We start from the raw sequence: 26,953 nt of genomic DNA on the forward strand, positions 1-26,953 counted from the left end.
GACATGATCCCGCACATTCCCTCTCCGGGGGGAGCGGACGGCGGTGAGGGAGGGTGCGCAGCTCAGGGCGCATCGCAGCAGCGGGAGCGCGCACAGCCGGAACGTCACCCTCCGCAGAGGCGGCTGTGCGGAGCGTGTTGTGTCTGACTCACGACATGAGCGCACCCCCCTTGGCCTTATGGCACAGGGGTAGTCGCCCCTTACTCTTTTCTCTGGCCACCTGTCCGACAACTCCGGAACGCGAGATCCATGACCGGCACTGACGATGTACTGCTTGTCCACGGCGGCACCCCGCTCGAGGGCGAGATCCGCGTCCGCGGCGCGAAGAACCTGGTGCCGAAGGCGATGGTCGCCGCGCTGCTCGGCAGCGGTCCGAGCAGACTGCGCAACGTGCCCGACATCCGGGACGTGCGCGTCGTACGCGGACTGCTCCAGCTGCACGGCGTGACGGTCCGGCCCGGCGAGGAACCGGGCGAGCTGATCCTCGACCCGTCCCACGTCGAGTCCGCGAACGTCGCCGACATCGACGCGCACGCGGGCTCCTCGCGCATCCCGATCCTGTTCTGCGGCCCGCTGCTGCACCGGCTCGGCCACGCCTTCATCCCGGGCCTGGGCGGCTGCGACATCGGCGGCCGGCCGATCGACTTCCACTTCGAGGTGCTGCGGCAGTTCGGCGCGACGATCGAGAAGCGCGCCGACGGCCAGTACCTGGAGGCCCCGCAGCGGCTGCGCGGCTGCAAGATCCGGCTGCCGTACCCGTCGGTCGGCTCGACGGAGCAGGTGCTCCTGACGGCCGTGCTGGCCGAGGGCGTCACCGAGCTGTCGAACGCGGCCGTGGAGCCGGAGATCGAGGACCTCATCTGCGTACTGCAGAAGATGGGCGCGATCATCTCCATGGACACCGACCGGACCATCCGGATCACCGGTGTCGACTCGCTCGGCGGCTACAACCACCGCGCGCTCCCGGACCGCCTGGAGGCGGCCTCGTGGGCGTCGGCGGCGCTCGCCACCGAGGGCAACATCTACGTGCGCGGCGCCCAGCAGCGCTCGATGATGACCTTCCTCAACACCTACCGCCGGGTCGGCGGCGCCTTCGAGATCGACGACGAGGGCATCCGCTTCTGGCACCCGGGCGGCCCGCTCAACGCGATCGCGCTGGAGACCGACGTGCACCCCGGTTTCCAGACCGACTGGCAGCAGCCGCTGGTCGTCGCCCTGACGCAGGCGTCGGGGCTGTCCATCGTCCACGAGACGGTGTACGAGTCGCGCCTGGGCTTCACGTCCGCGCTGAACCAGATGGGCGCGCACATCCAGCTCTACCGCGAGTGCCTGGGCGGCTCCGACTGCCGCTTCGGCCAGCGCAACTTCCTGCACTCCGCCGTCGTCAGCGGCCCGACGAAGCTCCAGGGCGCCGACCTGGTCATCCCCGACCTGCGCGGCGGCTTCTCGTACCTGATCGCGGCGCTCGCGGCCCAGGGCACGTCCCGGGTCCACGGCATCGACCTGATCAACCGCGGCTACGAGAACTTCATGGAGAAGCTCGTGGAGCTCGGCGCCAAGGTCGAGCTGCCGGGCGGCGCGCTCGTCTGACACCCTCCCGTCACGCCGAAGGGGCGGCCGTCCGGTTCACCGGGTGGCCGCCCCTTTTCGCGCTGCCGGGCCTCGTGGGGCCCGCTCAGTCCCTCTCGGCCGACACCGAGGAGCCCTTCGACGCCTGGCCGCCGTCGCCGGAGGAGGCCGGCGCCGTGCCGAGGCTGGCGGCGAGGGTCGCCGTGAGGAGGGCAGCGCCCACCACGAGGAGGGAGCGGCTCGGTCGGGCCGGGTGGGATTCGCGCACGGTCTACTCCTGGGTCACTGAGTCGGCGATCGCGCGCCTTACCAGTTTCACCGGACGTAAACCTCTTGAATGCCGACCAATCTCCGTCGGCGGCCGAAAGCCGTGAGCGGCCGTCTGCGGCGGTACGACGGCCGGCCCGGCGTCCCGGGAGCGGCCGGACCCGTGCGGCCCTCCACCGGCGAGGCAGCCGCGCGGGTACGCCGAAGGGGGCGGCCGCCCGGCGTGTTCCGGACGTCCGCCCCCTTCGGGTCTGCCTTGGGTGTTACTTGCCCTTGGCGGCTTCCTTGAGCTTGGAGCCCGCGGAGACCTTCACGCTGTAGCCGGCCGGGATCTGGATCGGGTCGCCGGTCTGCGGGTTACGAGCGGTGCGAGCGGCACGGTGGGTGCGCTCGAAGGTCAGGAAGCCGGGGATGGTGACCTTCTCGTCGCCCTTGGCGACAATCTCGCCGACGGTCTCGGCGAGAGCGGCCAGCACGGCGTCGGCGTCCTTGCGGGTCACGTCGGCGCGGTCGGCCAGGGCGGCCACCAGCTCACTGCGGTTCATGTTTGTACTCCCGTGTTCTTCTTGCCTGTAAGGCGTGAGATCGAAGCCGATGCTGCCAGGGCCCTCGGACAGTCCCCGGACCCGGGTCTGTCGTCAGACCCTCGCGCCCAAATACGCATCCTGCCCCCACCAGCGGCGGGAAAGCCAATCCGGCACCCTCCGGAGTCACACGAAAAGCGCCACAGCCTCCACTTGGTGACGCTCCGTCCGCTGCCGGAAGCGGACCGCAGGGCTCTGCAGGGGTCCTGCGGGCTCATTGCCCGCCACCCTAGAGGGGCCCGGGAGGCCCCGCGACCCGCGACGCGCCGGGTGATCCTCGCGGGAAGGGTCAGGCGGACGTGGAACCCGTCACAGCGGAGCCGACGGCCTTCGCCGCCGTACGGACGGCGCCGGCGACCGCGCCCGCCACCTTGTCGTTGAAGACGGACGGGATGATGTAGTTCGCGTTCAGCTCGTCCTCGGTGACGACGTCCGCGAGGGCGGCCGCGGCGGCGAGCATCATCTCCGTGTTGACGGTCCGGGAGTGGGCGTCCAGGAGGCCGCGGAAGACGCCGGGGAAGACCAGCACGTTGTTGATCTGGTTCGGGAAGTCGGAGCGGCCCGTGGCCACAACGGCCGCCGTCTGGCGGGCGATTGCGGGCTCGACCTCGGGGTCCGGGTTCGCGAGCGCGAAGACGATCGCGCCGTCCGCCATCGCCGCCACGTCGTCGCCGTTCAGCACGTTGGGGGCGGAGACGCCGATGAAGACGTCCGCGTCGACCACGGCCTCCTTGAGGGTGCCGGTGACGCCCTCCGGGTTGGTGTTGTCGGCGATCCAGCGCAGCGGCGACTCGGGAGTCGCGTCCACGAGGTCCTCACGGGCCGCGTGCACCACACCGTGGATGTCGGCGACGACCGCGTGCTTGACGCCCGCCGCGATCAGGAGCTTGAGGATGGCGGTACCGGCCGCGCCGGCGCCGGACATGACGACCCGTACGTCGCCGATCGACTTGCCGACCACGCGCAGCGCGTTCGTCAGCGCGGCGAGGACGACGATCGCGGTGCCGTGCTGGTCGTCGTGGAATACGGGGATGTCGAGGGCCTCGCGCAGGCGCGCCTCGATCTCGAAGCAGCGGGGCGCGGAGATGTCCTCGAGGTTGATGCCGGCGAAGCCGGGGGCGATGGCCTTGACGATCGCGACGATCTCGTCGGAGTCCTGGGTGTCCAGGCAGATCGGCCAGGCGTCGATGCCGGCGAAGCGCTTGAAGAGGGCGGCTTTGCCCTCCATGACGGGCAGCGCGGCCATCGGGCCGATGTTGCCCAGCCCGAGCACCGCGGAGCCGTCCGTCACCACGGCGACGGAGTTGCGCTTGATGGTCAGGCGGCGGGCGTCCTCGGGGTTCTCGGCGATCGCCATGCAGACCCGGGCGACGCCCGGCGTGTAGATCATCGACAGATCGTCACGGTTGCGGATGGGGTGCTTGGACGCCATCTCGATCTTGCCGCCGAGGTGCATCAGGAACGTACGGTCGGAGACCTTGCCCAGGGTCACGCCCTCGATGCCGCGCAGGCCCTCGACGATCTCGTCGGCGTGCGCCGTCGAGGTGGCCGCGATCGTGACGTCGATCCGCAGCTTCTCGTGGCCGGAGGCGGTCACGTCGAGGCCGGTCACGGACCCGCCGTGGGACTCGACTGCCGTGGTGAGCTGGCTGACCGCGGTCCCGCTCGCGGGGACCTCCAGTCGGACCGTCATCGAGTACGAGACGCTGGGCGCCGTTGCCATGGCCGACTTCCTCTGCTTTCCCTAGCTTCATTGCTGCGCGGCCGTGGCTGTCGCCCGGCAACGCCTTCCGATGGTCGCACCTACCTGCGGGTAGCAGGTAATGCGGTCATTTAGTTTTCGGAAAGTGTTTTCCACCATACGAGAACATCAGGTGAAACAGAAGAGGCCCGCGGTACCCGAGGGGACCGCGGACCTCTGCTTCGTATGTATGCACCAAGATCAGGTGGCACCGGCCCGCCATGCTCGCCTCGCGGCAAGTGGTCGCTCGAAGCGACGAAGGTTGGGCCCGGGGGCTTGGATCGAGCCGGTGCCACCCCCAGGCTAACAAACCACCCCGGGAAGTGATTCCCCGACGACGGGTTGCCCCGGTTTCAGTCCTGCAGCAGGGCCGGCACTCCCTCCGCGTCGGGCCGGTCGCGCTCCGCCGAGACGACCGTGAGCTGCTGCGTCGCGCGCGTCAGCGCCACGTACAGCACCCGCAGGCCGGCCGGTGACTCGTCCGCGATCTCGGCCGGCGACACGACGACGGTCGCGTCGTACTCCAGCCCCTTCGCCTCCAGGCTGCCGAGCGCCACCACCCGGTCGCCGAGCGGCGCGAGCCACTTGCGGGCCTGCGCGCGCCGGTTCATCGCGACGACCACGCCGACCGTGCCGTCCACCCGGTCCAGGAGGCGCTGCGCCTCCTCACGGGTGGTCCGGGCCAGGCCCTCGGTGCCCCCGGCGCCCGGTACGGACGTGAAGCGCGGCTCCACGCCCGTGGAGCGGACCGCGGCGGGCGACTCCATGCCGGGCATGGCGCGCTCCAGGACCTTGGCCGCCAGGGCGGCGATCTCCGCCGGGTTGCGGTAGTTCACGGTGAGGGTGAAGCGGCGGCGCGGACGGGCCCCCAGGGCCTCGTCACGGGCTGCGGCCGCCTCGTCCGGGTCCGTCCACGAGGACTGCGCCGCGTCGCCGACGATCGTCCACGTGGCGTGCCGGCCGCGGCGGCCGACCATCCGCCACTGCATGGGCGTGAGGTCCTGCGCCTCGTCGACGATCACGTGCGCGTACTCGGTGCGCTCCTGCGCGAGCCGCTCGGCCCGCTCCCACTGCGTCTCCTCGCGCTGCGGCATCAGCTCTTCGAGGCCGCTGAGCTGGTCGAGCGGGTCGTACTCGCGCTTGCGCCTGGGGCGGGCGGGGGTGCCGAGCAGGGTGTTGAGCTCGTCGAGGAGCGCCACGTCGTGCACGGACAGCGGGCCGTTGCCCTCCGCGTCCAGGCGGTGCCAGGAGCGGGCCAGCCGACGGGTCTCGCGCGGGTTCAGGACGCGGCGGGCCCAGCGGCCGAGGCGCTTCTCGTCGGCCATGGCGGCGAGCACGCGGCGCGGGGTCAGCTCGGGCCACCAGGCGTCGAGGAAGTCGACGAAGTGCTGCTCGGTGGAGATGTCCTCGTCGAAGCCGGAGCGCAGTTCGGCGAGCAGCTCCTGGTCCGTGTACCGGCCGCGACCGCTGGACTTCGACCACAGCGCGTCCAGGAGCAGCTTGCGGGCCCGCGGACGCAGCAGGTTGACGGGGGCGGTGCCGCTGAGGACGTTGTGGCGGATGCGGTCCAGGTCGTCGGCGTTCAGCTCCACCCGCTGGCCGAAGGCGACCACCCGCAGGCGGGTGGGGGTCTCGGCCACCGGTGCTTCCTGCTGCTCCTCCTCGTCGCCGAAGGTCAGCTGGCCGTCCTGTGCGCGGGCCGGGGCGGGCGGCGCGTCCAGGGCGCCGCGCGCCGCGTTGCGCAGCACCTTGAGCATGCGCGAGGAGCCCTTGAGGCGGGAGACGGCCGGTTCGTCGTACGTCGACGCCTCCGCGCCGTCGACGAGCGAGCCGACCGCGCGGATCGCGACCTGGCCCTCCTCGCCGAGGGAGGGCAGCACGCCCTCGGTGTACGCGACGAGCAGCGGGGTCGGGGACACGATGAGGATGCCGCCCGCGTACTTCCGCCGGTTCTGGTAGAGCAGGTACGCGGCCCGGTGCAGGGCCACGGCGGTCTTGCCGGTGCCCGGGCCTCCGGAGACCTCCGTGACGGAGGCGGCGGGGGCGCGGATGACCATGTCCTGCTCGGCCTGGATCGACGACACGATGTCGCGCATGGTGTGGCTGCGGGCCTGGCCGAGGGCCGCCATGAGCGCGCCGTCACCGATCACGGGCAGCGTGGCGCCGTCGAGCGTGGCCGTCAGCTCCGGGCGCATCAGGTCGTCCTCCACGCCGAGGACCTTGCGGCCCTTCGAACGGATGACCCGGCGGCGTACGACACGGCCGGGCTCCTTGGGCGTGGAGCGGTAGAAGGGCGCGGCGGCCGGCGCCCGCCAGTCGATGACCAGCGGGGAGTAGTCGGAGTCCAGTACGCCGATGCGCCCGATGTGCAGCGTCTCCGCGATGTCCGCCGTCAGGTCGGGGCGTACCGCGTCGTCGGCCGGCTCCACCGAGGTGAACGCGCCGTCCGGGCCCTTCTCGCCGTCCTTGCCCCGGAGCAGGTCGATGCGCCCGAAGAGGAAGTCCTCGAACTCGTTGTTGAGCCGGTTGAGGTGGATCCCGGCCCGGAAGACCTGCGCGTCCCGCTCGGCGAGCGCGCCGGGGGTGCCGACCTGGCCGCGCTTGGCGGCGTCGTTCATGAGGAATTCCGCCTCGTGGATCTTCTCCTCCAGACGGCGGTACACCTGATCCAGATGATCCTGTTCCACACCGATCTCGCGGCTCCGTGCCGACTCCTGCGAGGAGGAGTCGGCCACGGAATTCACGGAATCGACAGCGGCATCCTGCGCGGCCACCGAGGCCCCCTTCTGACGTGCTGCGGGCAGCCGTCAACCGTACGCGACGGTGGGCGGCGACCGCACCTGTCAGGAGCGGGCGATTGTGGTGATCTGTCGGAATTCTGCCGGGCTACGGGCGCCCAGCCGTCAGGCCTGGACCTCGACGAGACGCTTTCCGTCGAAGGTACGGACCTCGAAATGGTCGATCTCGCCGCGGTCCATCGCCGCGCCGCCGTGGACGTACAGCGGGTTCTTCGCCATCTCGTGCGTGCTGCCCGCGATGCCGTAGCCCCACTTCGGGACGGCCCAGCTCGTCACCGTCTCCTCCTTGCCGTCCTTCGAGACGGCGATCAGGCTGCACTTCAGCGGGCCCTTGACGTTCTTGAGCTCCAGGACCGTGTGGGTGCCCCACGCCTTCTTCTCCATGCCGACCGTCGCGCTGACCTTGGTGGAGGCGTCGGTCGCGACGATCTTCTCCTCCATGTGGTTGAAGAACGCGTCCTCGGCGGGGCTCGTGGGGTGCGGCTCTCCCGCGACCTGCCGGCCCTGATCGTTGCCGGAGGTCGCCACCACCGCGACGGCCGGGCCGCCGATCACGAGCACGGCGGCCGCCGCCACCAGGTACAGCCCGCGGCGCCGGCGCCGGGCACGGCCCACCGCGACCTCGTCGGTGAGCCGGGTCAGGAGCTGCGGGCTCGGCTCGGTCAACCGCGGGGGCGGACCGGGGGACTCGGCCAGCGCCGCCATCATCGGCTCCATGCCGGCCAGGTCGTCGAGCTGGGCGGCGCAGAACTCGCAGTACGCCAGGTGGGCCTCGAAGGCGGTGGCTTCCGCATCGTCCAGGATGCCGAGTACGTAGGCGCCCACGGCGTCGTGCTCGGAGTGCCGGTCGTGCGTCGTCATGCCGTCACCCCTCGTTCCTCCAGTGCGAGCTTCATCGAGCGCAGTGCGTAGAAGACCCGGGACCTGACGGTCCCGCTGGGTATGCCGAGCACCTCCGCCGCCTCATTGACGGTACGCCCTCTGAAATACGTCTCGACAAGTGCTTCCCGGTGGGCGGGAGTCAAATCGTCGAGTGCGTCGGAGAGCGTCATCAGCCACAACGCCTTGTCGATCTCGTCCTCCGCGGGCATGACCTCCAGCGGTGACGGATCGACCTCCTGCGGCCGGGACTGCCGGCTGCGATGGTTGTCGATGACGATGCGTCGCGCGACCGTCACCAGCCAGGGGCGGACAGAGCCGGTCGCCCGATTGAGCTGACCGGCGTTCTTCCAGGCACGAATGAGCGTCTCCTGTACGACGTCCTCGGCGCGCTGGCGGTCGCCGGCGACGAGACGGAGTACATAGGCGAGCAGCGGTCCCGCGTGTTCTCTGTAGAGCGCGCGCATCAACTCCTCGTCGGGGGTCGCTTTCTCGGCGCGCGGTCGCTCGCTGCGATGTCGAGCCCTGTGCTGACGGCTATCTGCCACGGCCGCATCCTCGCGCACCCGAACCTCCCGGTCGAGACCCTGTGTGGCTCCCTCCCCCATCACTACGCGTGGGCTCGGCGAATGACTCAACGCGATCCGAAAAACTTTTCAGGCGCCTGTCCGGGCCGGGGGTTGGGCCGGGGCTGGGGGTTGGGCTTGGGCTGGGGCTGGGGCTTGGGGTCGCGCGCCGGCGCTTGTCGTGGCCCGGCGCCGGTGCCGGGCCACGCGCTCCCGGTTGCCGCACACCTCGCTGGAACACCAGCGCCTTCGGCGGCCCCTCGACGTGTCGAGGTACAGGCGGCGGCAGTTGTCGGCCTCGCACTCGCGCAGCAGGGCGCGGGCGGCGGGGTCGGTCAACAGATCCACCGTGTCGCGGGCGACAGCGGCGAGCAGCGGTGCGCACGCGGGGGCGTCGCTGAGGGTCCTGCGCCAGGTGCCGTCGGCGGCGCGCACGGCTCCGACGCCGGGGGGCGGGGTGGCGGCGAGCGTGTTGATGTGGCGCAGGGCCCGGGCGGCGGGGCGGCCGGTCAGTGCCGCGCGGGCCAATTCCGTGACCTGCGCGCGTACTTCGATGAAGCGGTGCACCCACGCCTCGTCCACCGCGTCCAGCGCGGCCTCGCCCGGCACGAGGCCGCTCCTGACCAGCCACTCGCGGAGGCGGTCGGGGTGGCTCAGCTGGTCGGTGCTGTGCGCTCCCGTCGCCACCAGGTCCAGGCAGACCCGGCCGGAGTCGAACCGCATGCCGCACGCGCCTGTGCCGGCTGCCATGCGCCTGTCACCGCCTCGGGGTTACCGGTGGGTGTCGTCACCCCCAGAGTGCCCGTCTGCGGGGGCCGCCGGAACCCCTGGGGCGGGTGCGCGGAGGCTTCGGGTCAGTGGCGGGCGGGCGGGGGCGGGGCCGGGCAGCGTTCGACACCCTGCGGGGAGCGCCCCGGCACGTCCCGTCCCGGCAGCGTGCAAGGCGCGGCAGGGTGCCCCGCGAGGGGGTTACCCGTCCGCGTACTTCGTGTCCGCTGTGGGGTCCAGGGCCAGGCGGTAGCCGCGTTTGACCACCGTCTGGATCAGGTTGGGCGCGCCCAGGGACGTGCGCAGGCGGGCCATCGCCGTTTCCACCGCGTGCTCGTCGCGGCCCGAGCCCGGGAGCGCGCGCAGCAGGTCGGCGCGGGAGACCACCCAGCCGGGGCGGCGGACCAGGGCCCGCAGCAGGGACATGCCGGCGGGCGGCACGGGCCGCAGCTCGCCGTCGACCACGACCGCCTGGCCGCGGATCTCGACACTGCGGCCCGCGACCGGCAGGGTGCGGGCACGGGCCGGGAGTTCGCGGCAGACCAGCTGGACCAGCGGGCCCAGGCGGAAGCGTTCGGGCTGGACCGTGTCGATGCCGTGCGCCTGGAGCGGGAGGGCGGTGACCGGGCCGACACAGGCCACCAGTACGTCGTGACCGAGGGCCGCCAGGAGGTCCGGCAGCAGGCCGCGTTCCTCGGCCCGGGACAGGAGCGACGCCGCCGCGGGGGCGCTGGTGAAGGCCAGGGCGTCCACGCTCCGGGAGACCGTCGCGTCGATGAGGCGGTCCAGCGGTGCGATGTCCTCGGGCGGCATCCAGCGGTAGACGGGCACGCCCACCACCTCCGCGCCGGCGGCCCGCAGCGCCTCGACGAAGCCGGGGAGCGGTTCGCCGTGCAACTGGATCGCGATACGGCGGTCCGCCACTCCCTCGGCGAGCAGGCGGTCGAGTACCTCGGCCATGGACTCGGAGGTGGGTGACCACTCCTCGGTGAGGCCGGCCGCCCGGATCGCGCCCTTCACCTTGGGGCCGCGGGCGAGGAGTTCCACGTCCTGCAGGCGGGCGAGGAGCGCCTCGCCCAGGCCCCAGCCGTCCGCCGCCTCCACCCAGCCCCGGAAACCGATCGCCGTCGTCGCGATCACCACGTCGGGTGCGTGGTCGATCAGCTGCTTGGTGGTGGCCAGCAGCTCGCTGTCGTCGGCCAGCGGCACGATCCGCAGGGCGGGCGCGTGCAGGACCGCCGCGCCGCGCCGTCTCAGCAGGGTGCCCAGTTCGTCGGCGCGCCGGGCGGCGGTGACGCCCACGGTGAAGCCCGCGAGCGGGCCGTGCTGTGGTTCGGGGGTGGTGGTGTTCACGGACATGGCGTACCCGGCTCTCATACCGCTGTGCTGGTGATGCGGAGGGCCGAGCCTGTCAACCTCACGTGACAGGCTCGGTTCCACCGTATTTCCCGGCCGTTACGGACCTGCGCGCCTCACACCTCGGCATACGTGAGCTGCGGCTTCGCCGGTACGGCCACCGGACGCCGAAGGTATACCGCCCAGGTGACGGTGAAGCACGCGGCGTAGAAGGCGAGGAAGGCCGCGAAGGCCGCCGTGCCCGTGCCGGCGGTCTGGAAGGACTGCCGGAAGGCCAGGTTGATCGCGAGCCCGCCCAGCGCGCCGACCGCGCCGATCAGGCCCATGGACGCCCCGGACAGCCGCCGCCCGTACGCCGCGGCCGCCTCGCCCTCCATGCCCTTGGCCAGCGCCTTGGCCTGGAAGATCGCCGGGATCATCTTGTACGTCGAACCGTTGCCGAGGCCGGACAGGACGAACAGCGCGGTGAAGCCCGTCAGGAAGACCGGCAGGGACTTGGTGGTCGAGGCGTAGACGACCACGGAGGTGGCCGCCGCCATCGCCGCGAAGTTCCACAGGGTGATGCGCGCGCCGCCGAAGCGGTCGGCGAGGGAGCCGCCGAGGGGACGGATCAGCGAACCGAGGAGCGGGCCGACGAAGGTGAGCGAGGCCGCCTGGAGCGGCGTACGGCCGAACTGGGTCTGGAGGACCAGGCCGAAGGCGAAGCTGTAGCCGATGAAGGAGCCGAACGTCCCGATGTAGAGGAAGGCCATGATCCAGGTGTGCCGGTCGCGCACCGCCGCCTTCGCCGCCCCCGTGTCGTTGCGTACGGGCGCCAGGTTGTCCATGTACAGCGCCGCGCACACCGCCGCGACGACGATGAGCGGGATGTACGTGGCCAGCAGGACACGCGGGTGGGTCGCTCCGGCCACCGCGATGACGAGCAGGCCCATGAGCTGGACCACGGGTACGCCGATGTTGCCGCCGCCCGCGTTCAGGCCCAGCGCCCAGCCCTTCTTGCGCAGCGGGAAGAAGGAGTTGATGTTGGTCATGGAGGAGGCGAAGTTTCCGCCACCGACGCCGGTGAGCGCCGCGACCACCATGAAGGTGGTGTAGGAGGTGCCGGGCTCCATGACGGCGTACGCCGCGCCCGTGGGCAGCAGCAGCATCAGCGCGCTGAAGACGGTCCAGTTCCGGCCGCCGAAGCGGGCCACGGCGAAGGTGTAGGGCACGCGCACGACGGCGCCGACGAGGGTGGCGGTGGCGATCAGGAAGAACTTGCCCGCCGGGTCGATGCCGTACTCCGGGCCCATGAAGAGCACCATGACGGACCACAGGGTCCAGATGGAGAAGCCGATGTGCTCGGAGAGTACGGAGAAGAGCAGGTTGCGGCGGGCGATCCGCTCCCCCGACTCCTTCCAGAAGGTCTCGTCCTCGGGGTCCCACTGTTCGATCCACCGGCCTGCCATGACGCGCCTCCACGAGTTCTCGGGTCGTGGAGGCGACGTTAGGGACAGAGCATTTCAGGCCCGTGCCGTGAGGTGACCGGCGCGCAACCTTGCTCTCACCCGGCGGTCAGCGCGGGTGTGAGCGCTTCTTCGGCGCGCCGTTCGGCCACAGGCGCGGCTTGCGCTGCGCGGCGACGTCTTCCAGCCAGCCCACCGCCATGATCATCAGGCCGATCAGCGGCCAGACGACGATCAGCATGAGGGTCGTGTACGCGCTCTCGATGTAGCCGGAGTACGTCGGCCAGACGCCCGGGATCTGGAAGAGCAGGTCGATGATCGGGATGGTCGCCATGATCAGCAGGTTGTGCCAGAGGTAGATCGTCACGGCCCGGTTGTTGGCGAGGGTGATGACGGTGTCGAAGCCCTTGAGCCGGGGCGGGAGCTCCTTCCAGGCCGGTGAGTACTGGAGGAGGATCACGCAGAAGCCGAACGACCAGGCCGCCTGGGCGAGCGGGATGTCGTTGAGGTCCCAGCCGTCGGCGGTCAGGTGCCAGGACGCCCACCACAGGCCGAACGCCATGAGCAGCGTCGACACGGACACCGAGATGTAGCGCGGGACCTTCTCGAACAGGCCGTCGTTGTGGGCGAATCCGAGCACCCAGCAGGAGCCGTAGACCGCGAAGTCGGTGAGGGCGTTGCCGAACTCGCCGGGGATCGTGAACAGGCCCGATCCGATGACCGCGGTGACGCCGAGCGGGGCCAGCAGCGTCAGCCACGGCACCTTTCGGAACGCCCACAGGAGGAGGGGGGACGCGATGACGAACCAGAGGTACGCGCGGATGTACCAGAGGGGGCCCGCCGCCTGGACCGCCCAGGTGTCCTCCAGCAGGCCGGCCTTGTCACCGCTGTGCCAGGGGAACGGCGGGGCGCCGACGGGGAAGACGTAGTTGGCGAGTTTCAGGAACCACCAGATGCCCTCCTCCTTCAGCGGCTCCCAGCCGAAATAGAACATGATCGGCACGACGGTGAGCGAGAACGCCCACAGCGGCGGCAGGAGCCGTCGGACGCGACCCCGGATCACGCCTGCGGCGGGCCGCTTCAGCGAGCGCGCCATGAGCGACCCGGCCAGCGCGAACATCACGCCCATGGACGGGAAGAGGATCGTCAGCCAGGCCCAGCCGAAGATGTGGTAGACGACGACACGCACGAGCGCGATGGTGCGCAGTACGTCGAGGTAGCGGTCGCGGCCCGGCCGGGCCGCCGCCGCGGCGGGCGCGGCCGGCTCCGCCTTGTGCCGGGCGCGCGGCAGCTGCGCGGTCGTGTCGGTGCCGAACGCGGCGAAGGCGGGCTCCGTGCCGTAGGCGGGGCCGGGGGTGGTGCCGGGGGTCATGCGACGGGCCTCTTCTCGTTGCTCCGCTGGCGCTGGCCCGGGATGGAGCCGGGCGCCTCGACCGCGCCGGTGCGGCGCAGCTTCTGCCAGCGCAGCCGGCCGCCGGTCAGGGCGGTGATCCAGGACTGGAGCAGCACGACGTACATCAGCTGCCGGTAGAGGATCTGCTGGAGGGGCAGCGAGATCAGGTGGGTCATCTTCTCGCGGTCGAGCCGGAAGGCGTACGCCGCGCAGACCGCCTGGACGGCGAGCACGCCGAGCCAGGCGACGACGGTCTTCTGAGTGGGGCCGAAGACCAGGCCGTACAGCAGGAACACGTCGATCAGGGGTGCGAGCAGCGGGAACAGCACCATGAAGAGGGACACCAGCGGCAGGCCCACGCGGCCGAAGCGCCCGGAGGGGCCGCTCTCGATGACCGCCCGGCGGTGCTTCCAGATGGCCTGCATGGTGCCGTAGCTCCAGCGGTAGCGCTGCGACCACAGCTGCTGGACGCTCTCCGGGGCCTCGGTCCAGGCGCGCGCCTTCTCGGCGTACACGACCCGCCAGCCGTCGCGGTGCAGGGCCATGGTGACGTCGGTGTCCTCGGCGAGGGTGTCCTCGCTCATGCCGCCGAAGCGCTGGAGCGCGTCGGCGCGGAAGGCGCCGACCGCGCCGGGGATGGTCGGCATGCAGCCCAGCAGGTCGTACATGCGCCGGTCGAGGTTGAAGCCCATCACGTACTCGATGTGCTGCCAGGCGCCGATCAGCGAGTCGCGGTTGCCGACCTTGGCGTTGCCCGCGACCGCGCCGACCCGGGGGTCGCCGAACGGCTGGACCAGTTCGCGGACGGTGGCGGGCTCGAAGACCGTGTCGCCGTCCATCATCACGACGATGTTGTAGCGGGCGTGCGCGAGACCGTTGTTGAGCGCGGCGGGCTTGCCCGAGTTCTGCTGGCGTACGACGCGTACGTTCGGCAGGCGCATCGCCTCGACGATGTCGGCCGTGCCGTCCGTCGAACCGTCGTCGATGACGATGATCTCGATGGGGTGCTCGCTGGTCATCAGCGAGCGGACCGTGTTGGCGATGCACTCGCGCTCGTTGTACGCCGGGACGAGCACCGAGACGGGCTCGGTGAACTCCGGGCCCCAGCTGAAGTCCCGCTTGCGGACCTTGCGCGCGTGCAGGAACGACAGCAGCAGCATCATGCCGAAGCGCAGCATCACCAGGACGCCGATGGCGGCGAGGCCCGCGACGAGGACGCTGGTGGTCTTCTCCGAGAAGGCCACGGCGTAGACCCAGGCCTTGCCCTTCCACAGCTCGGGGCCGGTCACCTGGGTGTGCGCGGTGGGCGCGCCCAGGGCCTCGGTGAGGTTGGTGAAGTCGTACCCGCGGTCCTGCATCGTCGGCAGGAAGCGGTCGAGGGCCGCCACCGTCTGCGAGCGGTCGCCGCCGGAGTCGTGCATCAGCACGATCGAGCCGTCGGTGCCCCTGGGGGTGGCGCGCTTGATGATCGCCTCGACCCCGGGGCGCTTCCAGTCCTCGGAGTCGGTGTTGTTGAACGCCGTGATGTAGCCGCGGCTGCCGATGTACTGCGTCACCGGCCACGACTTGTTGTCGAGGGCGTCGGAGAACGAGGAGTACGGCGGACGGAACAGCGAGGTCCGGATGCCGGCCGCGCCCGCGATGGCGAGCTGGTTCTGGGACAGCTCCCAGTCGATGCGGTCCGTGGACTGGTAGGAGAGGTCGGGGTGGTTGAAGGTGTGCAGCCCGATCTCGTGGCCCTCCGCCACCATGCGCTCGACCAGGTCGGGGTGGCGCGAGGCCATCGTGCCGGTGACGAAGAAGACGCCGTGGGCGTCGTACTGCTTGAGCTTGTCGAGGACCTTCGGCGTCCACTCGGGGTCGGGGCCGTCGTCGAAGGTCAGCACGAGCTTGCGGTCGGGGACGCTGAGCGCCTTGGGCGCCTTCGCGTCGCGCGCGTCGATGACGGGGCCGCCCTTGAGGATGTGCTCGGGGACCTTGTCGATCGGGGCGGGCGGACGCACGCGGTGGTCGGCGAGGATCTCGCTGTGCACGTAACCGCGCAGCATCAGCATCGCGAGCAGCGCCACCAGGAAGAGCGAGGGCAGCAGATAGCGCATGGGTATGCGCCGCCGGACGGTGCGCCGGCCGCGGGCCGCGCGCGGCGCCCCGGTGGGGCGAGGTGCGCGGTGGGCGCGGTGCGCGCGCCTGCCGTGGGATGCCATGTGTGCTACGTGCCTTTCGCGGCAAGTTGACTGGTGGTGCCGCCTGCGGCGGGGTCCGTCCGCGGGTCTGCGGGCTCGGCGCCCGGGTCGCCTCCGCCTGGGTCCGCGCCGGGGTCGGTGCCCGGGCCGGGGTCGGTGCCGGGTCCCGGGTCGGCGCCGGGATCGGTGGTGCCGGGGTCCGTGCCCGGGTCGCCGCCGTCGGGGTCGGTGCCGGGCGCCGGGTCCGTGCCGGGGTCGGCCGGGGCGGGGTTCGTACCGGAGCCGGTGCCGCCGGTGGCCGGCGGGAGGTTCTCCTTGGGGGCGCCGACGCTCTTGGACGAGCTCGCGCCGGGCGCGGGGTCCAGCGGGCCGGCGACGCCGGCCGGCCCGTCGGCGGCCGGCGGCTCGGTGGCGCCGGCGGAGGCGGACGGCGTCGCACCCGCGGTCACCGGGGGTGTCGATCCCGGTGACGCCGGATCGTCGGGGGCCGGGGATATCCGGACCGTGTCCGCCTTCTTCTTGTCGTCGGCGAGGCCGGGTATCTGGAGGAAGGGCGCGGCGGAGTTGCCGCCGGCCAGGGCGACGACCAGCGTGACGGCGTAACAGGCGCAGGCGAAGGCGAGAACCCAGCCGATGCGGCGCAGCTTCTTGCTCCGGCGGCCGGTCGCGTCGACGAAGACCGGACCGTCGGAGCTCTCCTGGAGCTCCTGGAGCTCCTGGGTCTGCGGCGGGTGGCCGAGGTCGCCCGGCCGCACCATGCCGAGCTGGACCGTGATCTCGCTCGGGATCGGTTCCTGGGGATACCCGGATCGGGCATCGTCTCGCCAATTGTCCACAGTTGTACGCACATCCCCCACTGAAGTGACTGGGGTGCGCGCCGCGACTGCTCGGTTGATCTGTTGCCGGAACGGGCCCCCACCCACTCCGGGCGCCCCCTATCACACCGCACCCAGGCGATGAATGTAGCGCACGCCGATGACAGGAGGGCTGTTGAGTCAGTTGTTGTTGAGCATCAGTGACATATCGGTTTCGGGAAGCCAGCCTCCTATGGGGATTTCCAGCCATCGATCCCGTTCCCCGAGCTCACAAATCGTCCCTTTTAGCACCTCAAGCCCCTTATGGCGGAGACCTTTTCGCCACACGAGTGAGATCGGCGACAGTGGTACGGGATCGACGATCGGCCGCAGCTCCATGCCGGGAACGGCGATGAACTCGGTACTCGCCAGTACCGACCAGCGCCGCTTGCGGATCACCCGGACGAACTCCTCGGCGCCCTCGATCTCCGGGAACGGCGCCGCCACCGCGATGCCCCGCCCCGCGAAGAGCCGCACCGCCAGATCGGTCCACTCGGCGGTGGCCGCGTTGCCCGCCGCCGCGTAGAGGGTCTCCCCCGCGAGCGCGCCCAGCGGCACCTCGTCCAGCGCGGCCAGCGGGTGGTCCTCGGCGAGGAGTACGGCCATCCGCTCGAAGCGCATCGGCCGGTGCTCCAGCTGGTCGAGCAGGGCGGGATCGAGCCCGGCGACGCGCCCCGAGGAGACGTCCAGCCGGCCGGCGACGATCGCGGCCGCCGCACCCGTGAGACCGCTGTGGAAGCGGGCGACGAACTCCACGTCGGGCGCGGCCGCCCGCGCCGCCTCCAGCACCTGGTACGCGGTGCCGACGTACGCGCCGACGTCGAAGACGAGTGGCCGTTCGTCGCGCGCCCAGGCCGTGCCCAGCTCGTCGTACGCCGCCAGCACGCGCCGCGCGTACGGCAGGAGCCGCTCGCCCTCCGCCGTGAGCGACACGCTCCGGGTGGACCGTACGAACAGCTCGGAGCCCAGCTCCCGCTCCAGCCGCCGCACGTCACGGCTCAACGCCTGCTGCGCCGTGTAGAGCCTGGCTGCCGCCCGGGTGAAGTGGAGGTCCTGGGCGACCGCCTCGAAGGCGCGCAGAAGGCGGGGTTCTATGTCGTGGGGCACGCCGTGAACTTACAACGCGGGTGCGTGAATGGGCGCCCGGAAGGTGTTGGACCGCCCGGCGTTCCCGCCCCGAAGGTTGATCCATGCCCGTTCATGACACCCCTTCCCCTCTCCTGGCCGTGTCCGGCGACGTCCTGATCGCCGCCGACCGCCCCGACTACGCGTACGCACCGCGCCGCACGCCGCCGCGCCGCAGGCCCGGCCGCTTCTCGCCCTACCGCCGCCTGTTCGCCACCCCCGGGGCGCGTGCCTTCACCGCGGGCAATTTCCTCGCCCGGCTTCCGATGGGCATGTTCAGCGTGAGCGCGGTCATGATGATCGCCGGTTCGCGCGGCTCGTACGCCCTGGCCGGAGCGGTCGTCGCGACCGGTCTCGCCGTCACCGCCGTCGTGGCGCCCTGGACGGCCCGGCTCGTGGACCGGCACGGGCAGGCCCGCGTCGCGGTGCCCGCCACCGCCGTCGCCGTACTCGGCTCGCTCGCCCTGCTGCTGTGCGTCCGCCACGGCGCACCGGACTGGACGCTCTTCGCCGCGTACGCCGCCACCGCCACCACTCCGAACACCGGCGGCATGTCCCGCGCCCGCTGGGCCCACCTCTTCCGGGACGACCCGGCGGCGCGCCACACGGCCAACTCCTTCGAGCAGGCGGCCGACGAGCTGTGCTTCATGCTCGGCCCGGTCGCCGCCGCCTTCCTCTGTACGGCGCTCTTTCCCGAGGCCGGCACGCTGACCGGGGCGGTCCTGATGATGACCGGCGTCCTGGTCTTCGCCGCCCAGCGCGCCACCGAACCGCCCACCACTCCCCGCACGCCGGGCGCCCGCTCCCCGGTCCGCCTGCCCGGCATGCCCGCGCTGCTCGCGGTCTTCCTCGCCACCGGCGCGGTCTTCGGCTCCATGGAGGTCGTCACGCTGGCCTTCGCCGACGGCGCCGGGCACGGCGCCATGGCGGGACCGGTCCTCGCCCTCCAGGCAGCGGGTTCGTGCGCGGCGGGCCTGCTGTACGGGTCCGCGCGCCCGGCGCGCCACGCGCACCGCCGCCTGCTCGTATGCGTCGCGGCCATGACCGCGCTGATGTTCCTCCCCCTGGTGGCGGCGTCCACCGGCTCGCTGGCCGCGGTCGCCGCGGCGCTGCTGCCGGCGGGCGCGGCCACGGCCACGGCCCCCACGATGGTCACCGGCATGACCCTGCTCCAAGGCGTGGTCCCCGCGGCCCGGTTGAACGAGGGCATGACGCTGGCCGTCACCGCGCTGCTCGGCGGCATAGCCGCGGGCTCGGCGGCCGGCGGCTGGCTGGCCGAACACGTCACCCCGGCCGCGGGCTACGGGGCGCCCGTGGCGTCGGCGGCCGTGGCGCTGCTGCTGTGCGCGGCGCTCACGGGCACGACAAAGGCCCCGACGTCCTAGGACGGCGGGGCCTCGGCCTCACATGGGAATTGTGGAGATGGCGGGAATCGAACCCGCGTCCAACGGTGCAGAAACAGGGCTTCTCCGAGTGCAGTCCGCTGCGCTTTTCTCGGCCCCGGAGATCACACGGACAAGTCTCCGACGGGCTCAGTCACTGTTTGATTTCCCACCCGATCCCGTGACCGGACCGAGTGGTTTAGTTCCCTTGATGATGCCAGGATCCGGGTCGGGAACACCCCCGGGCTGACACTTCGCTAGGTCGCTACTTAGGCAGCGAGGGCGAAGGAATCGCGCTTGGAATCGGCGATTATTGGTTGCGACATATGGTTAACGAGATCATTGCCGCTTCCTCGACTCGCTTCCCCTGCCTCGACATCCGCTGTCGAAACCGATCATCCCCATGTTGTTTTATCAAGGTGGTACACGTGCCCCGGGAGGCACAGGTGCCATCGTACGTGAACAACGCACGACCGTGCCAGCCTATTCCCGCCGGCCCGCCCCCGCGCCGTCAGAGCTGCCCGCGCTCCCTGCGCTTGACCGCCGAGATCGCCCGGTTCGTCTCCCGCAGGTCCTGCTTCTCGCGCAGCGTCTGCCGCTTGTCGTACTCCTTCTTGCCCTTGGCCAGCGCGATCTCGATCTTGGCCCGGCCGTCCTTGAAGTACATCGCGAGCGGCACGATCGTGTGACCCGACTCCGACGTCTTGCTCTCCAGCTTGTCGATCTCCGCCCGGTTCAGCAGCAGCTTGCGCTTGCGCCGCGCGGAGTGGTTGGTCCAGGTGCCCTGCGAGTACTCCGGCACGTGCACGTTGTGCAGCCAGGCCTCGCCGCCGTCGAGCTGGACGAAGCCGTCCACCAGCGAGGCGCGTCCCTGGCGCAGGGACTTCACCTCGGTGCCGGTCAGGACCATGCCGGCCTCGTACGTGTCGATGATGAGGTAGTCGTGTCGCGCCTTCTTGTTCTGCGCGATCAGCTTGCGCCCTTTTTCCTTAGCCATAGTGCGGCCATTTTCGCACTACGACCCTCCCCCGAGGCCACTCAATACTGTCCGGGCCCGCTCCTGTGCCCGCTCGCTCACCGCGAGGTCCGGGCTGATGCCCCTCCCGTCGACGCTGTGGCCCGCCGGAGTCCGGTAGTGCCCGACGGTCAGCTCGGCCACGGAACCGTCCGGCAGGCGGCTCGGCATCTGCACCGAGCCCTTCCCGAACGTCCGCGAACCGACGGTGACCGCCCGGCCACGGTCCTGCAGCGCCCCCGTGACGAGCTCCGCCGCGCTCATGGTGCCGCCGTCGACGAGGGCCACGACGGGACGCTCGGTGTCGCCGCCCGGCTCCGCGTACAGCGCGCGCTGCTCGCCCTCCATGTCGTACGTCGCCACCAGCCCGCCGTCGAGGAAGGCGGAGGCGGCGGTGACGGCCTCGGTGACGAGCCCGCCGCCGTTGCCGCGCAGGTCGAGGAGTACGCCGTGGTCCTTCGGCACGGCGCGGACCGCTTCGCGCACCCGCTCGCCCGAGCCCTTGGTGAAGGACGCCACCTTGATCAGCGTGGCGCCGTCCGCGAGCCGCTCGACGGTCACGGCCTCGGTGGTCAGCCGCGCTCGCCGCAGCCGCTCGTCCCACCGGCGCTCGCCGCGCTCCAGGCCGAGCACCACCGGGCTGCCGGCCTTCGCCGCGTCGCCGCCGTCTCCGCGCAGCAGCTGGACGACCTCGGTGACGGGGCGGTTCTCCACCGGGTGCCCGTCGATCGTACGGAGCCGGTCGCCCGCCCGGATACCGGACCGCTCGGCGGGGCCGCCGCGCTGCACCCTGGAGACCTCGATGCGGCCGTCCCCGGCGCGCTCGGCCCACAGGCCGACACCCGTGTACTCGCCGCCGAGTGCCTGCTCGAACTCCTCGTACTCCGCCGGGTCGTAGACCGCGCCCCACCGGTCCCCGCTGCGGCTGACGACCTCTTCGGCCGCCTCCTTGCCGGACTTGCCGTCCGCCATCGCCTCGGCGGCGGCGTCGGCCACCGCCTCGCGGTCGGCCGCGACCACGACGGAGCGCGCGGGGGCCGGGGGCGACTTCTCGTCCTCGCCCGGCCACGAGTCGGTGGCGGCGGCGGTGACGAGCACGATCGCGAAAACCAGTGTCAGGGCCGCCCCGCGGCGGACACCGCGGGGACGAAAGGTGACTTCAGGGCCCAACATGGCGCCGAGTCTAGGACAAACGAAGGGCGCCGCACGGTCGGTTGACCGTACGGCGCCAGGGGCTCATGTCACACCTTGAGGTACTTGCGCAATGCCACGAACCCCGCGAGGGCGGGCATCAGGAGCGCGATCGCGAGCACCAGCGGGAGCTTGGCCAGCACCGCGTCCCAGCCGATGAAGTTGACGAGCGTCAGCTTGTCGGCCAGCGCCAGGCCGTGGTCGATCAGGAAGTACCGGCCGACGAGCAGCATGCCGCAGGCGAAGACGCCGCCGATCAGGCCGGCGAACGCGGCCTCCATGATGAACGGCATCTGGATGTAGAAACTCGACGCGCCGACGAGCCGCATGATGCCGGTCTCACGCCGACGGCTGAACGCGGACACGCGCACGGTGTTGACGATCAGCATCAGGGCGATGACGAGCATCAGGGCCATCACGCAGAGCGCGGCCACGTTCATGCCGTTCATCAGCTCGAAGAGGTTGTCCAGGATGCCGCGTTGGTCCTCGACCGACTGCACGCCGTCCCGGCCCTCGAAGGCGGTGGCGACCACCTTGTACTTCTCCGGGTCCTTGAGCTTGACCCGGTACGACTCCTGCATCTGGTCCGGGGTGATGGTGTCGGCCATCGACGTGTCCCCGAACTGCTCCTTGTAGTGCTTGAACGCCTGGTCGGCCGACTCGTACGTGACGCTCTCGACGATGTCCATCTTGTCGAGGTCGGTCTCGATCTCCTTCTTCTGCTCCGCCGTGACCGCTCCCTTGGAACACCTGGGGATGGTCTCGGCGTCGTTCTTGTTGCAGAAGAAGATGGAGACGTTGACCTTGTCGTACCAGTAGCCCTTCATCGTGCTCACCTGCTCGCGCATGAGCAGCGCCCCGCCGAAGAGGGCGAGGGAGAGGGCTACGGAGATGACCACCGCGAAGGTCATGGTGAGGTTCCGGCGGAGACCGACGCCGATCTCCGACAGGACGAACTGGGCGCGCATGGCGTCCTTTCAGTGCTGGTATCCGTAGACGCCGCGAGACTGGTCGCGCACGAGGCGGCCACCCTCGAGTTCGATGACGCGCTTGCGCATCTGGTCGACGATCTGCTGGTCGTGGGTCGCCATCACCACAGTGGTGCCGGTGCGGTTGATGCGGTCCAGCAGCTTCATGATGCCGACGGAGGTCTGCGGGTCGAGGTTGCCGGTCGGCTCGTCCGCGATCAGCAGCATCGGGCGGTTGACGAACGCCCTCGCGATCGCCACGCGCTGCTGCTCACCACCGGAGAGCTCGCCGGGCATCCGGTCCTCCTTGCCGCCGAGGCCGACGAGATCGAGGACCTGGGGCACGGACTTGCGGATCTCGCCGCGCGACTTGCCGATGACTTCCTGCGCGAACGCGACGTTCTCCCCGACGGTCTTGTTGGGAAGAAGCCGGAAGTCCTGGAAGACGGTGCCGAGCTGGCGCCGCATCTGCGGCACCTTCCAGTTGGACAGGCGCGCGAGGTCCTTGCCCAGGACGTGCACCATGCCGTGGCTGGCGCGCTCCTCACGCAGCAGCAGCCGCAGGAAGGTTGACTTACCGGAGCCGGAAGAGCCCACGAGGAAGACAAATTCGCCCTTCTCGACCTCCAGGGAAACATCCCTGAGGGCGGGGCGGCTCTGCTTCGGGTAGGTCTTGGAGACGTTGTCGAATCGGATCACGGGTGCACCACGGTCGCCGGGAGTAGGTGAGCGTGACCATACGCGACGCGGGCAGGACCGCGCAGTCCGCGTACTGCGATGGGCGATTTATCACGGATCGGCACCGCATCGCGACCGGAACAGAACGGCCGTAACCCGACGGGGCGCGCCGGAACCCGCGCGAGCTGGCACAGTGGGAGGGGGAACAGTCACGTTCCCCTGAGCGTTGGCGGGAGAACGGCCGCAGGCGGCTCCGCCGCGCGGGAGGAGGAAAGCGCATGACCTATGACCGACTGGTGTGCGCGAACTGCGCGGCGCCCGTGAACCAGGGCCGCTGCCCGGTCTGCCGGGCGAACAGGGCGAGGATGCAGCAGGAGGGCGGCCCGCTGGCGGGGCTGACCCCGGCGACGCTGGTGGTGCTGGTGGCCCTGCTGGTGGCCGCGGTGGCCCTGCTGGTGCACCAGACCGCGTAGACCCCGCCGTACCGCTTCCACGGGCCCTCTGAGGGCCGACGAAGACACAAGAGAGGGGCCCGGGGCGCTGAGCGCGCCCCGGGCCCCTCTTGTACGCCTAAGCGGTTCAGGCGACCGTACGGCCGCTGACCAGGCGCGGCAGCATGCGGAAGCCGATGCCACCGGCGATCATCGTCGCGGCGCCGATGAGCAGGAACGAGGTCTCGGCGGCGCCCGTCTCGGCGAGCTCCTCCTTGGCCTTGCCCTGCTCGACCGGCTTGGAGCCGGCGCTGTCGGTGTCGGTGTTGTCCTCGCACTCGGCACCGTCGAGGTCGAGGGTGCAGGTACCGGCGTCGCCGTCGCCACCGCCGGTGGAGCCACCGGTCACGGTGCCGCCGTCGTCGTTGCCGCCGTTGCCGCCGCCACCGTTCCCGTTACCGCCATTGCCGCCGTTCCCGTTACCGCCGTTGCCGCCGGTGCCGTTCCCGCCATTGCCGCCCGGGTCGGTCGGGTCAGAGGGGTCGGTCGGGTCGGTGGGCGGGTCGACCGGGTCGGTCGGCGGGTCCACCGGGTCGGTCGGCGGGTCGACCGGGTCAGTGGGCGGGTCGACCGGGTCGGTCGGCGGGTCCACCGGGTCGGTCGGCGGGTCCACCGGGTCAGTGGGCGGGTCGACCGGGTCGGTCGGCGGGTCCACCGGGTCGGCGGGGTCCGCCGGGTCCGCGGGGTCGGCGGGGTCCGCCGGGTCCGCGGGGTCGGCCGGGTCGGCCGGGTCCGCAGGGTCGACCGGGTCGGCCGGGTCGGCGGCGATGGAGACGTCGACGCCCTCCTGGTCGACGCTGGCGTCGGCGCTCAGGCCGGCCACGTCGACACCGATACCGACGGCCGAAGCGGCGCCCGCGGCGGTCAGCGAAGCACCTGCGGCGATCACCGCACCGGCTGCTATACGCGCAACGCGGATCCGCGTCTTCTTGGTCATCTGGCTGCTACCCCCAGTAGCTGAATTCGTCAGTGGAGCAGCGCAAGGGGCGCCGGACACTGGGGGTTTGAAATTCGCCCCCCGTCGCACACGCCCCAGAGATACGCATGCCGCGCGTCAGCTTTGCCACTTTTAAAGGGAGCGTCAAGGTCATTGCGGGCGCGATGTCCGGATTGCAGGCACTTGCCCGTCGTACGAGCATACGACTGTGACACAAAACGCAACTGCCGCCTCAGCGGCGGCAGTTACTGTGTCGACAAAGCGAGTTTTTACTTCTCCTGCTGCTTGCGCCAGCGAATTCCGGCTTCCAGGAAGCCGTCGATCTCGCCGTCGAGAACCGCCTGCGGGTTGCCTACCTCGAACTCCGTACGCAGGTCCTTGACCATCTGGTAGGGGTGCAGCACGTACGAACGCATCTGATTGCCCCAGGAGTTGCCGCCGTCGCCCTTGAGCGAGTCCATCAGCGCCTGCTCCTCCTGGCGGCGGCGCTCGAGCAGCTTCGCCTGGAGGACGTTCATGGCGCTCGCCTTGTTCTGGATCTGCGAGCGCTCGTTCTGGCAGGACACCACGATGCCGGTCGGAATGTGCGTCAGACGCACGGCGGAGTCGGTCGTGTTGACGCCCTGGCCGCCGGGACCGGACGCGCGGTAGACGTCGACCCGCAGCTCGGACTCGTCGATCTCGATGTGGTCGGTCTTCTCGACGACCGGCAGCACCTCGACGCCCGCGAAGGACGTCTGGCGGCGGCCCTGGTTGTCGAAGGGCGAGATGCGCACGAGGCGGTGCGTGCCCTGCTCCACGGAGAGCGTTCCGTAGGCGTACGGCGCCTTGACGACGAAGGTGGCGGACTTGATGCCGGCCTCTTCCGCGTACGACGTCTCGTAGACCTCGGTGGCGTACCCGTGGCGCTCGGCCCAGCGCAGGTACATGCGCATCAGCCGCTCGGCGAAGTCGGAGGCGTCGACGCCACCGGCCTCCGCGCGGATGTTGACGAGGGCCTCGCGCTCGTCGTACTTGCCGGACAGGAGCGTGCGCACCTCCATCTCGTCCAGCGCCTTGCGGACGGAGACGAGCTCGGCCTCCGCCTCCACGAGGGTGTCGGCGTCGTCCTCCATCTCGGCGAGCTCGAAGAGCACCGAGAGATCGTCGATGCGGCTGCGGAGCGCCTCGGTCTTGCGCAGCTCGGCCTGGAGGTGGGAGAGCTTGCTCGTGATCTTCTGCGCGGCCTCCGGGTCGTCCCACAGGGACGGGGCCGCGGCCTGCTCCTCGAGCACGGCGATATCGGCCCTCATCCTGTCGAGGTCCAGGACGGCCTCGATCGACCCCATGGTCGAGGAGAGGGACTTGAGCTCTTCGGATACATCGACGACTGCCACGGGTCCAGCGTAACGGCTGGGCGGCCGTACGTTCCCCTCCCCCGGGCGAGCGCCTTGTCACTCCCCCGGGCTACGGCTGGGAGGGCGCCGACTGCTCCGTGTCCTGCGGGGCCGGCTCCTGCCCCTCCCCCGTCGCCGCCAGCCAGCCGCCCACTCCTATCGCGGCGGCCACCAAGACGGCGGCTCCGCCGAGGACCAGGCGCCGCCTGCGCACGGCGTCCGGCTTGTTCCGGGCCGAGCCGGGGCGGCGCTGGCCCGCCGCCCGGGGGGCGCGGGCCGTTCCGCGCGCTCCGCCGGCCAGCTCGTCGGGGGCGGGGACGCGCATGCTCGTGTGGGTGTCGCGGTTGGAGTCCGGGGCCGAGCCGGGCACCAGGGGGACGGCGCCGCGGCGGCGCGGTTCGTCCGCGGAGAGGGCCTGCGGTTCGTCGTACGCCGGGTACGCCGCCTCCTCGTCCTCCGTGCCCGGCTCGTCCACGTCGAGCGGCGGCATCCCGGCGAGGAGCGGGAGCTGGTCGCGCAGGCGGGCGGAGAGCTCGGAGGCGCGCAGGCGGGAGGCCGGGGCCTTCGCCAGGCACTGGACGAGGAGCTGCCACAGCTCCTCGGGGATGCCGGGGAGGGGGACGACGGTCTCGGTGACATGGCGGCGCAGTACGGCGCCGGGGTGGCCGCCGCCGAAGGGGGTGAAACCGGCGAGCAGCTCATACAGCACGGTCGCGAGGGCGTAGATGTCGACGGCCGCGCGGGGCGGCAGGCCCTCGACGATCTCGGGGGCGAGGTAGTCGGGCGTACCGATGATCTTCGTGGCGCGGGTGCGGCGCGGGGTGTCGATGAGCTTGGCGACGCCGAAGTCGGTCAGCAGCGCGGGGTGCGCGCCGCCGGGCCCGAGCGGCCCCTCCATGTCCAGCAGGATGTTCTCGGGCTTCACGTCGCGGTGCACCACGCCGGCCGCGTGGGCGGCGGCGAGCCCGTCGGCGACGTCCGCCGCGATCGCGACGGCCGCCTCGGGCGCCAGGCGGCGCTCGCGGTCGAGCCGGGTCCGCAGATCCGTGCCGCGCACGAGGTCCATCACCAGCGCCAGGTCGGTTCCGTCCACCACGAGATCGCGCACGCCGACGACACGGGGGTGGTCGAGTCCGAGCAGCGCGGTGCGCTCCTGGACGAAGCGTCCGACGAGTTCCTGGTCGGACGCGAGGTCCTCACGCAGGAGCTTGATGGCGACGGGCCCCTCGGGTCCGTCACCGAGCCACACCGTGCCGGCGCTGCCCCGTCCAAGGATCTGGTGGGCCGTGTACCGGCTGCCGATTTTCCGTGCCAAGACTGCTCCCTCAGCGGCTGACGGTCGCCCTGAGGCTACGCGGGTGGGAGCGCTTCCGGAGCCGCGTACGGC

Annotated in this window: 23 protein-coding genes and 1 other RNA gene; 3 read left to right on the forward strand and 21 right to left on the reverse strand. The window is 71.1% G+C overall.

Going from position 1 to position 26,953, the window contains the following annotated elements; genetic code table 11:
* The first annotated feature begins 249 nt into the window (after nucleotides 1-249).
* Nucleotides 250-1,590: a UDP-N-acetylglucosamine 1-carboxyvinyltransferase gene (murA, locus tag IE185_RS24205; protein WP_138895473.1), complete on the forward strand. Its 1,341-nt coding sequence runs from the start codon at nucleotides 250-252 to the stop codon at nucleotides 1,588-1,590.
* Between the two features lie 85 nt (nucleotides 1,591-1,675).
* Here murA and IE185_RS24210 read toward each other — a convergent pair whose 3' ends face one another.
* The 13 genes from IE185_RS24210 to IE185_RS24270 form a co-directional block, all read right to left on the reverse strand.
* Nucleotides 1,676-1,837 (reverse strand): hypothetical protein, encoded by a 162-nt coding sequence (locus IE185_RS24210; RefSeq protein WP_170198301.1) that lies wholly within the window; start codon nucleotides 1,835-1,837, stop codon nucleotides 1,676-1,678.
* A 262-nt stretch (nucleotides 1,838-2,099) separates the two neighbouring features.
* Nucleotides 2,100-2,381 (reverse strand): HU family DNA-binding protein, encoded by a 282-nt coding sequence (locus tag IE185_RS24215; RefSeq protein ID WP_028815325.1) that lies wholly within the window; start codon nucleotides 2,379-2,381, stop codon nucleotides 2,100-2,102.
* 328 nt (nucleotides 2,382-2,709) lie between these two features.
* Entirely contained in the window at nucleotides 2,710-4,143 is a 1,434-nt protein-coding gene (locus IE185_RS24220; protein WP_138895472.1) for an NAD-dependent malic enzyme, read from the reverse strand.
* A 371-nt stretch (nucleotides 4,144-4,514) separates the two neighbouring features.
* A complete protein-coding gene (locus tag IE185_RS24225; protein WP_373303751.1) occupies nucleotides 4,515-6,935 on the reverse strand; it encodes a HelD family protein in 2,421 nt (806 codons plus the stop codon).
* Between the two features lie 129 nt (nucleotides 6,936-7,064).
* Nucleotides 7,065-7,820 carry an anti-sigma factor family protein gene (locus IE185_RS24230; RefSeq protein WP_138895470.1) on the reverse strand — a complete coding sequence of 252 codons (756 nt, stop codon included), beginning with the start codon at nucleotides 7,818-7,820 and terminating at the stop codon, nucleotides 7,065-7,067.
* Nucleotides 7,817-8,404: a sigma-70 family RNA polymerase sigma factor gene (locus IE185_RS24235; protein ID WP_138895469.1), complete on the reverse strand. Its 588-nt coding sequence runs from the start codon at nucleotides 8,402-8,404 to the stop codon at nucleotides 7,817-7,819. Before IE185_RS24235 ends, IE185_RS24230 begins: the two co-directional genes overlap by 4 nt.
* Before the next feature lie 90 nt (nucleotides 8,405-8,494).
* Nucleotides 8,495-9,154 carry a CGNR zinc finger domain-containing protein gene (locus IE185_RS24240; RefSeq protein WP_189715999.1) on the reverse strand — a complete coding sequence of 220 codons (660 nt, stop codon included), beginning with the start codon at nucleotides 9,152-9,154 and terminating at the stop codon, nucleotides 8,495-8,497.
* 219 nt (nucleotides 9,155-9,373) lie between these two features.
* Nucleotides 9,374-10,525, reverse strand: coding sequence for a uroporphyrinogen-III synthase (locus IE185_RS24245; protein WP_229843669.1), 1,152 nt, complete (start codon nucleotides 10,523-10,525; stop codon nucleotides 9,374-9,376).
* 119 nt (nucleotides 10,526-10,644) lie between these two features.
* Entirely contained in the window at nucleotides 10,645-11,976 is a 1,332-nt protein-coding gene (locus IE185_RS24250) for an MFS transporter (protein WP_138897826.1), read from the reverse strand.
* A 106-nt stretch (nucleotides 11,977-12,082) separates the two neighbouring features.
* Complete coding sequence (locus IE185_RS24255; RefSeq protein WP_138897827.1) at nucleotides 12,083-13,345, reverse strand: acyltransferase family protein; 1,263 nt, start codon at nucleotides 13,343-13,345, stop codon at nucleotides 12,083-12,085.
* Complete coding sequence (locus IE185_RS24260; RefSeq protein WP_138897828.1) at nucleotides 13,342-15,465, reverse strand: bifunctional polysaccharide deacetylase/glycosyltransferase family 2 protein; 2,124 nt, start codon at nucleotides 15,463-15,465, stop codon at nucleotides 13,342-13,344. The genes IE185_RS24255 and IE185_RS24260 overlap by 4 nt, the downstream gene beginning before the upstream one ends.
* A gap of 110 nt (nucleotides 15,466-15,575) precedes the next feature.
* A complete protein-coding gene (locus tag IE185_RS24265) occupies nucleotides 15,576-16,385 on the reverse strand; it encodes a hypothetical protein (protein ID WP_189716001.1) in 810 nt (269 codons plus the stop codon).
* Between the two features lie 159 nt (nucleotides 16,386-16,544).
* On the reverse strand, nucleotides 16,545-17,510 hold the full coding sequence (locus IE185_RS24270; RefSeq protein WP_138897260.1) for a LysR family transcriptional regulator: 966 nt from the start codon (nucleotides 17,508-17,510) through the stop codon (nucleotides 16,545-16,547).
* A gap of 83 nt (nucleotides 17,511-17,593) precedes the next feature.
* Between IE185_RS24270 and IE185_RS24275 the strand changes: the two genes are divergently transcribed.
* On the forward strand, nucleotides 17,594-18,913 hold the full coding sequence (locus tag IE185_RS24275; protein WP_138897259.1) for an MFS transporter: 1,320 nt from the start codon (nucleotides 17,594-17,596) through the stop codon (nucleotides 18,911-18,913).
* 29 nt (nucleotides 18,914-18,942) lie between these two features.
* Here IE185_RS24275 and ssrA read toward each other — a convergent pair.
* From ssrA to ftsE, 5 genes are all read right to left on the reverse strand, one after another.
* Nucleotides 18,943-19,313: a transfer-messenger RNA gene (gene ssrA, locus IE185_RS24280) on the reverse strand.
* A gap of 108 nt (nucleotides 19,314-19,421) precedes the next feature.
* Complete coding sequence (smpB, locus tag IE185_RS24285; protein ID WP_138897258.1) at nucleotides 19,422-19,907, reverse strand: SsrA-binding protein SmpB; 486 nt, start codon at nucleotides 19,905-19,907, stop codon at nucleotides 19,422-19,424.
* An 18-nt stretch (nucleotides 19,908-19,925) separates the two neighbouring features.
* Complete coding sequence (locus IE185_RS24290) at nucleotides 19,926-21,098, reverse strand: S41 family peptidase (protein WP_138897257.1); 1,173 nt, start codon at nucleotides 21,096-21,098, stop codon at nucleotides 19,926-19,928.
* 68 nt (nucleotides 21,099-21,166) lie between these two features.
* On the reverse strand, nucleotides 21,167-22,084 hold the full coding sequence (ftsX, locus tag IE185_RS24295; RefSeq protein WP_138897256.1) for a permease-like cell division protein FtsX: 918 nt from the start codon (nucleotides 22,082-22,084) through the stop codon (nucleotides 21,167-21,169).
* 9 nt (nucleotides 22,085-22,093) lie between these two features.
* Nucleotides 22,094-22,783 carry a cell division ATP-binding protein FtsE gene (gene ftsE / locus IE185_RS24300; protein WP_028815006.1) on the reverse strand — a complete coding sequence of 230 codons (690 nt, stop codon included), beginning with the start codon at nucleotides 22,781-22,783 and terminating at the stop codon, nucleotides 22,094-22,096.
* Between the two features lie 257 nt (nucleotides 22,784-23,040).
* Between ftsE and IE185_RS24305 the strand changes: the two genes are divergently transcribed.
* Nucleotides 23,041-23,235 carry a hypothetical protein gene (locus IE185_RS24305; RefSeq protein WP_138897255.1) on the forward strand — a complete coding sequence of 65 codons (195 nt, stop codon included), beginning with the start codon at nucleotides 23,041-23,043 and terminating at the stop codon, nucleotides 23,233-23,235.
* A gap of 106 nt (nucleotides 23,236-23,341) precedes the next feature.
* On the opposite strand, the gene IE185_RS24310 is transcribed toward IE185_RS24305, so the two are convergent.
* From IE185_RS24310 to IE185_RS24320, 3 genes are all read right to left on the reverse strand, one after another.
* Nucleotides 23,342-24,190: an LPXTG cell wall anchor domain-containing protein gene (locus IE185_RS24310; protein ID WP_189716003.1), complete on the reverse strand. Its 849-nt coding sequence runs from the start codon at nucleotides 24,188-24,190 to the stop codon at nucleotides 23,342-23,344.
* A 269-nt stretch (nucleotides 24,191-24,459) separates the two neighbouring features.
* Nucleotides 24,460-25,566, reverse strand: a complete 1,107-nt coding sequence (prfB, locus tag IE185_RS24315) for a peptide chain release factor 2 (RefSeq protein WP_138898813.1) — start codon at nucleotides 25,564-25,566, stop codon at nucleotides 24,460-24,462.
* A 70-nt stretch (nucleotides 25,567-25,636) separates the two neighbouring features.
* Nucleotides 25,637-26,881, reverse strand: a complete 1,245-nt coding sequence (locus tag IE185_RS24320; protein ID WP_138898814.1) for a serine/threonine-protein kinase — start codon at nucleotides 26,879-26,881, stop codon at nucleotides 25,637-25,639.
* Nucleotides 26,882-26,953 lie beyond the last annotated feature (72 nt).

The sequence above is a fragment of the Streptomyces chryseus genome, from assembly GCF_014650755.1.
In the GTDB taxonomy this organism is placed as follows: Bacteria; Actinomycetota; Actinomycetes; order Streptomycetales; family Streptomycetaceae; genus Streptomyces; species Streptomyces chryseus.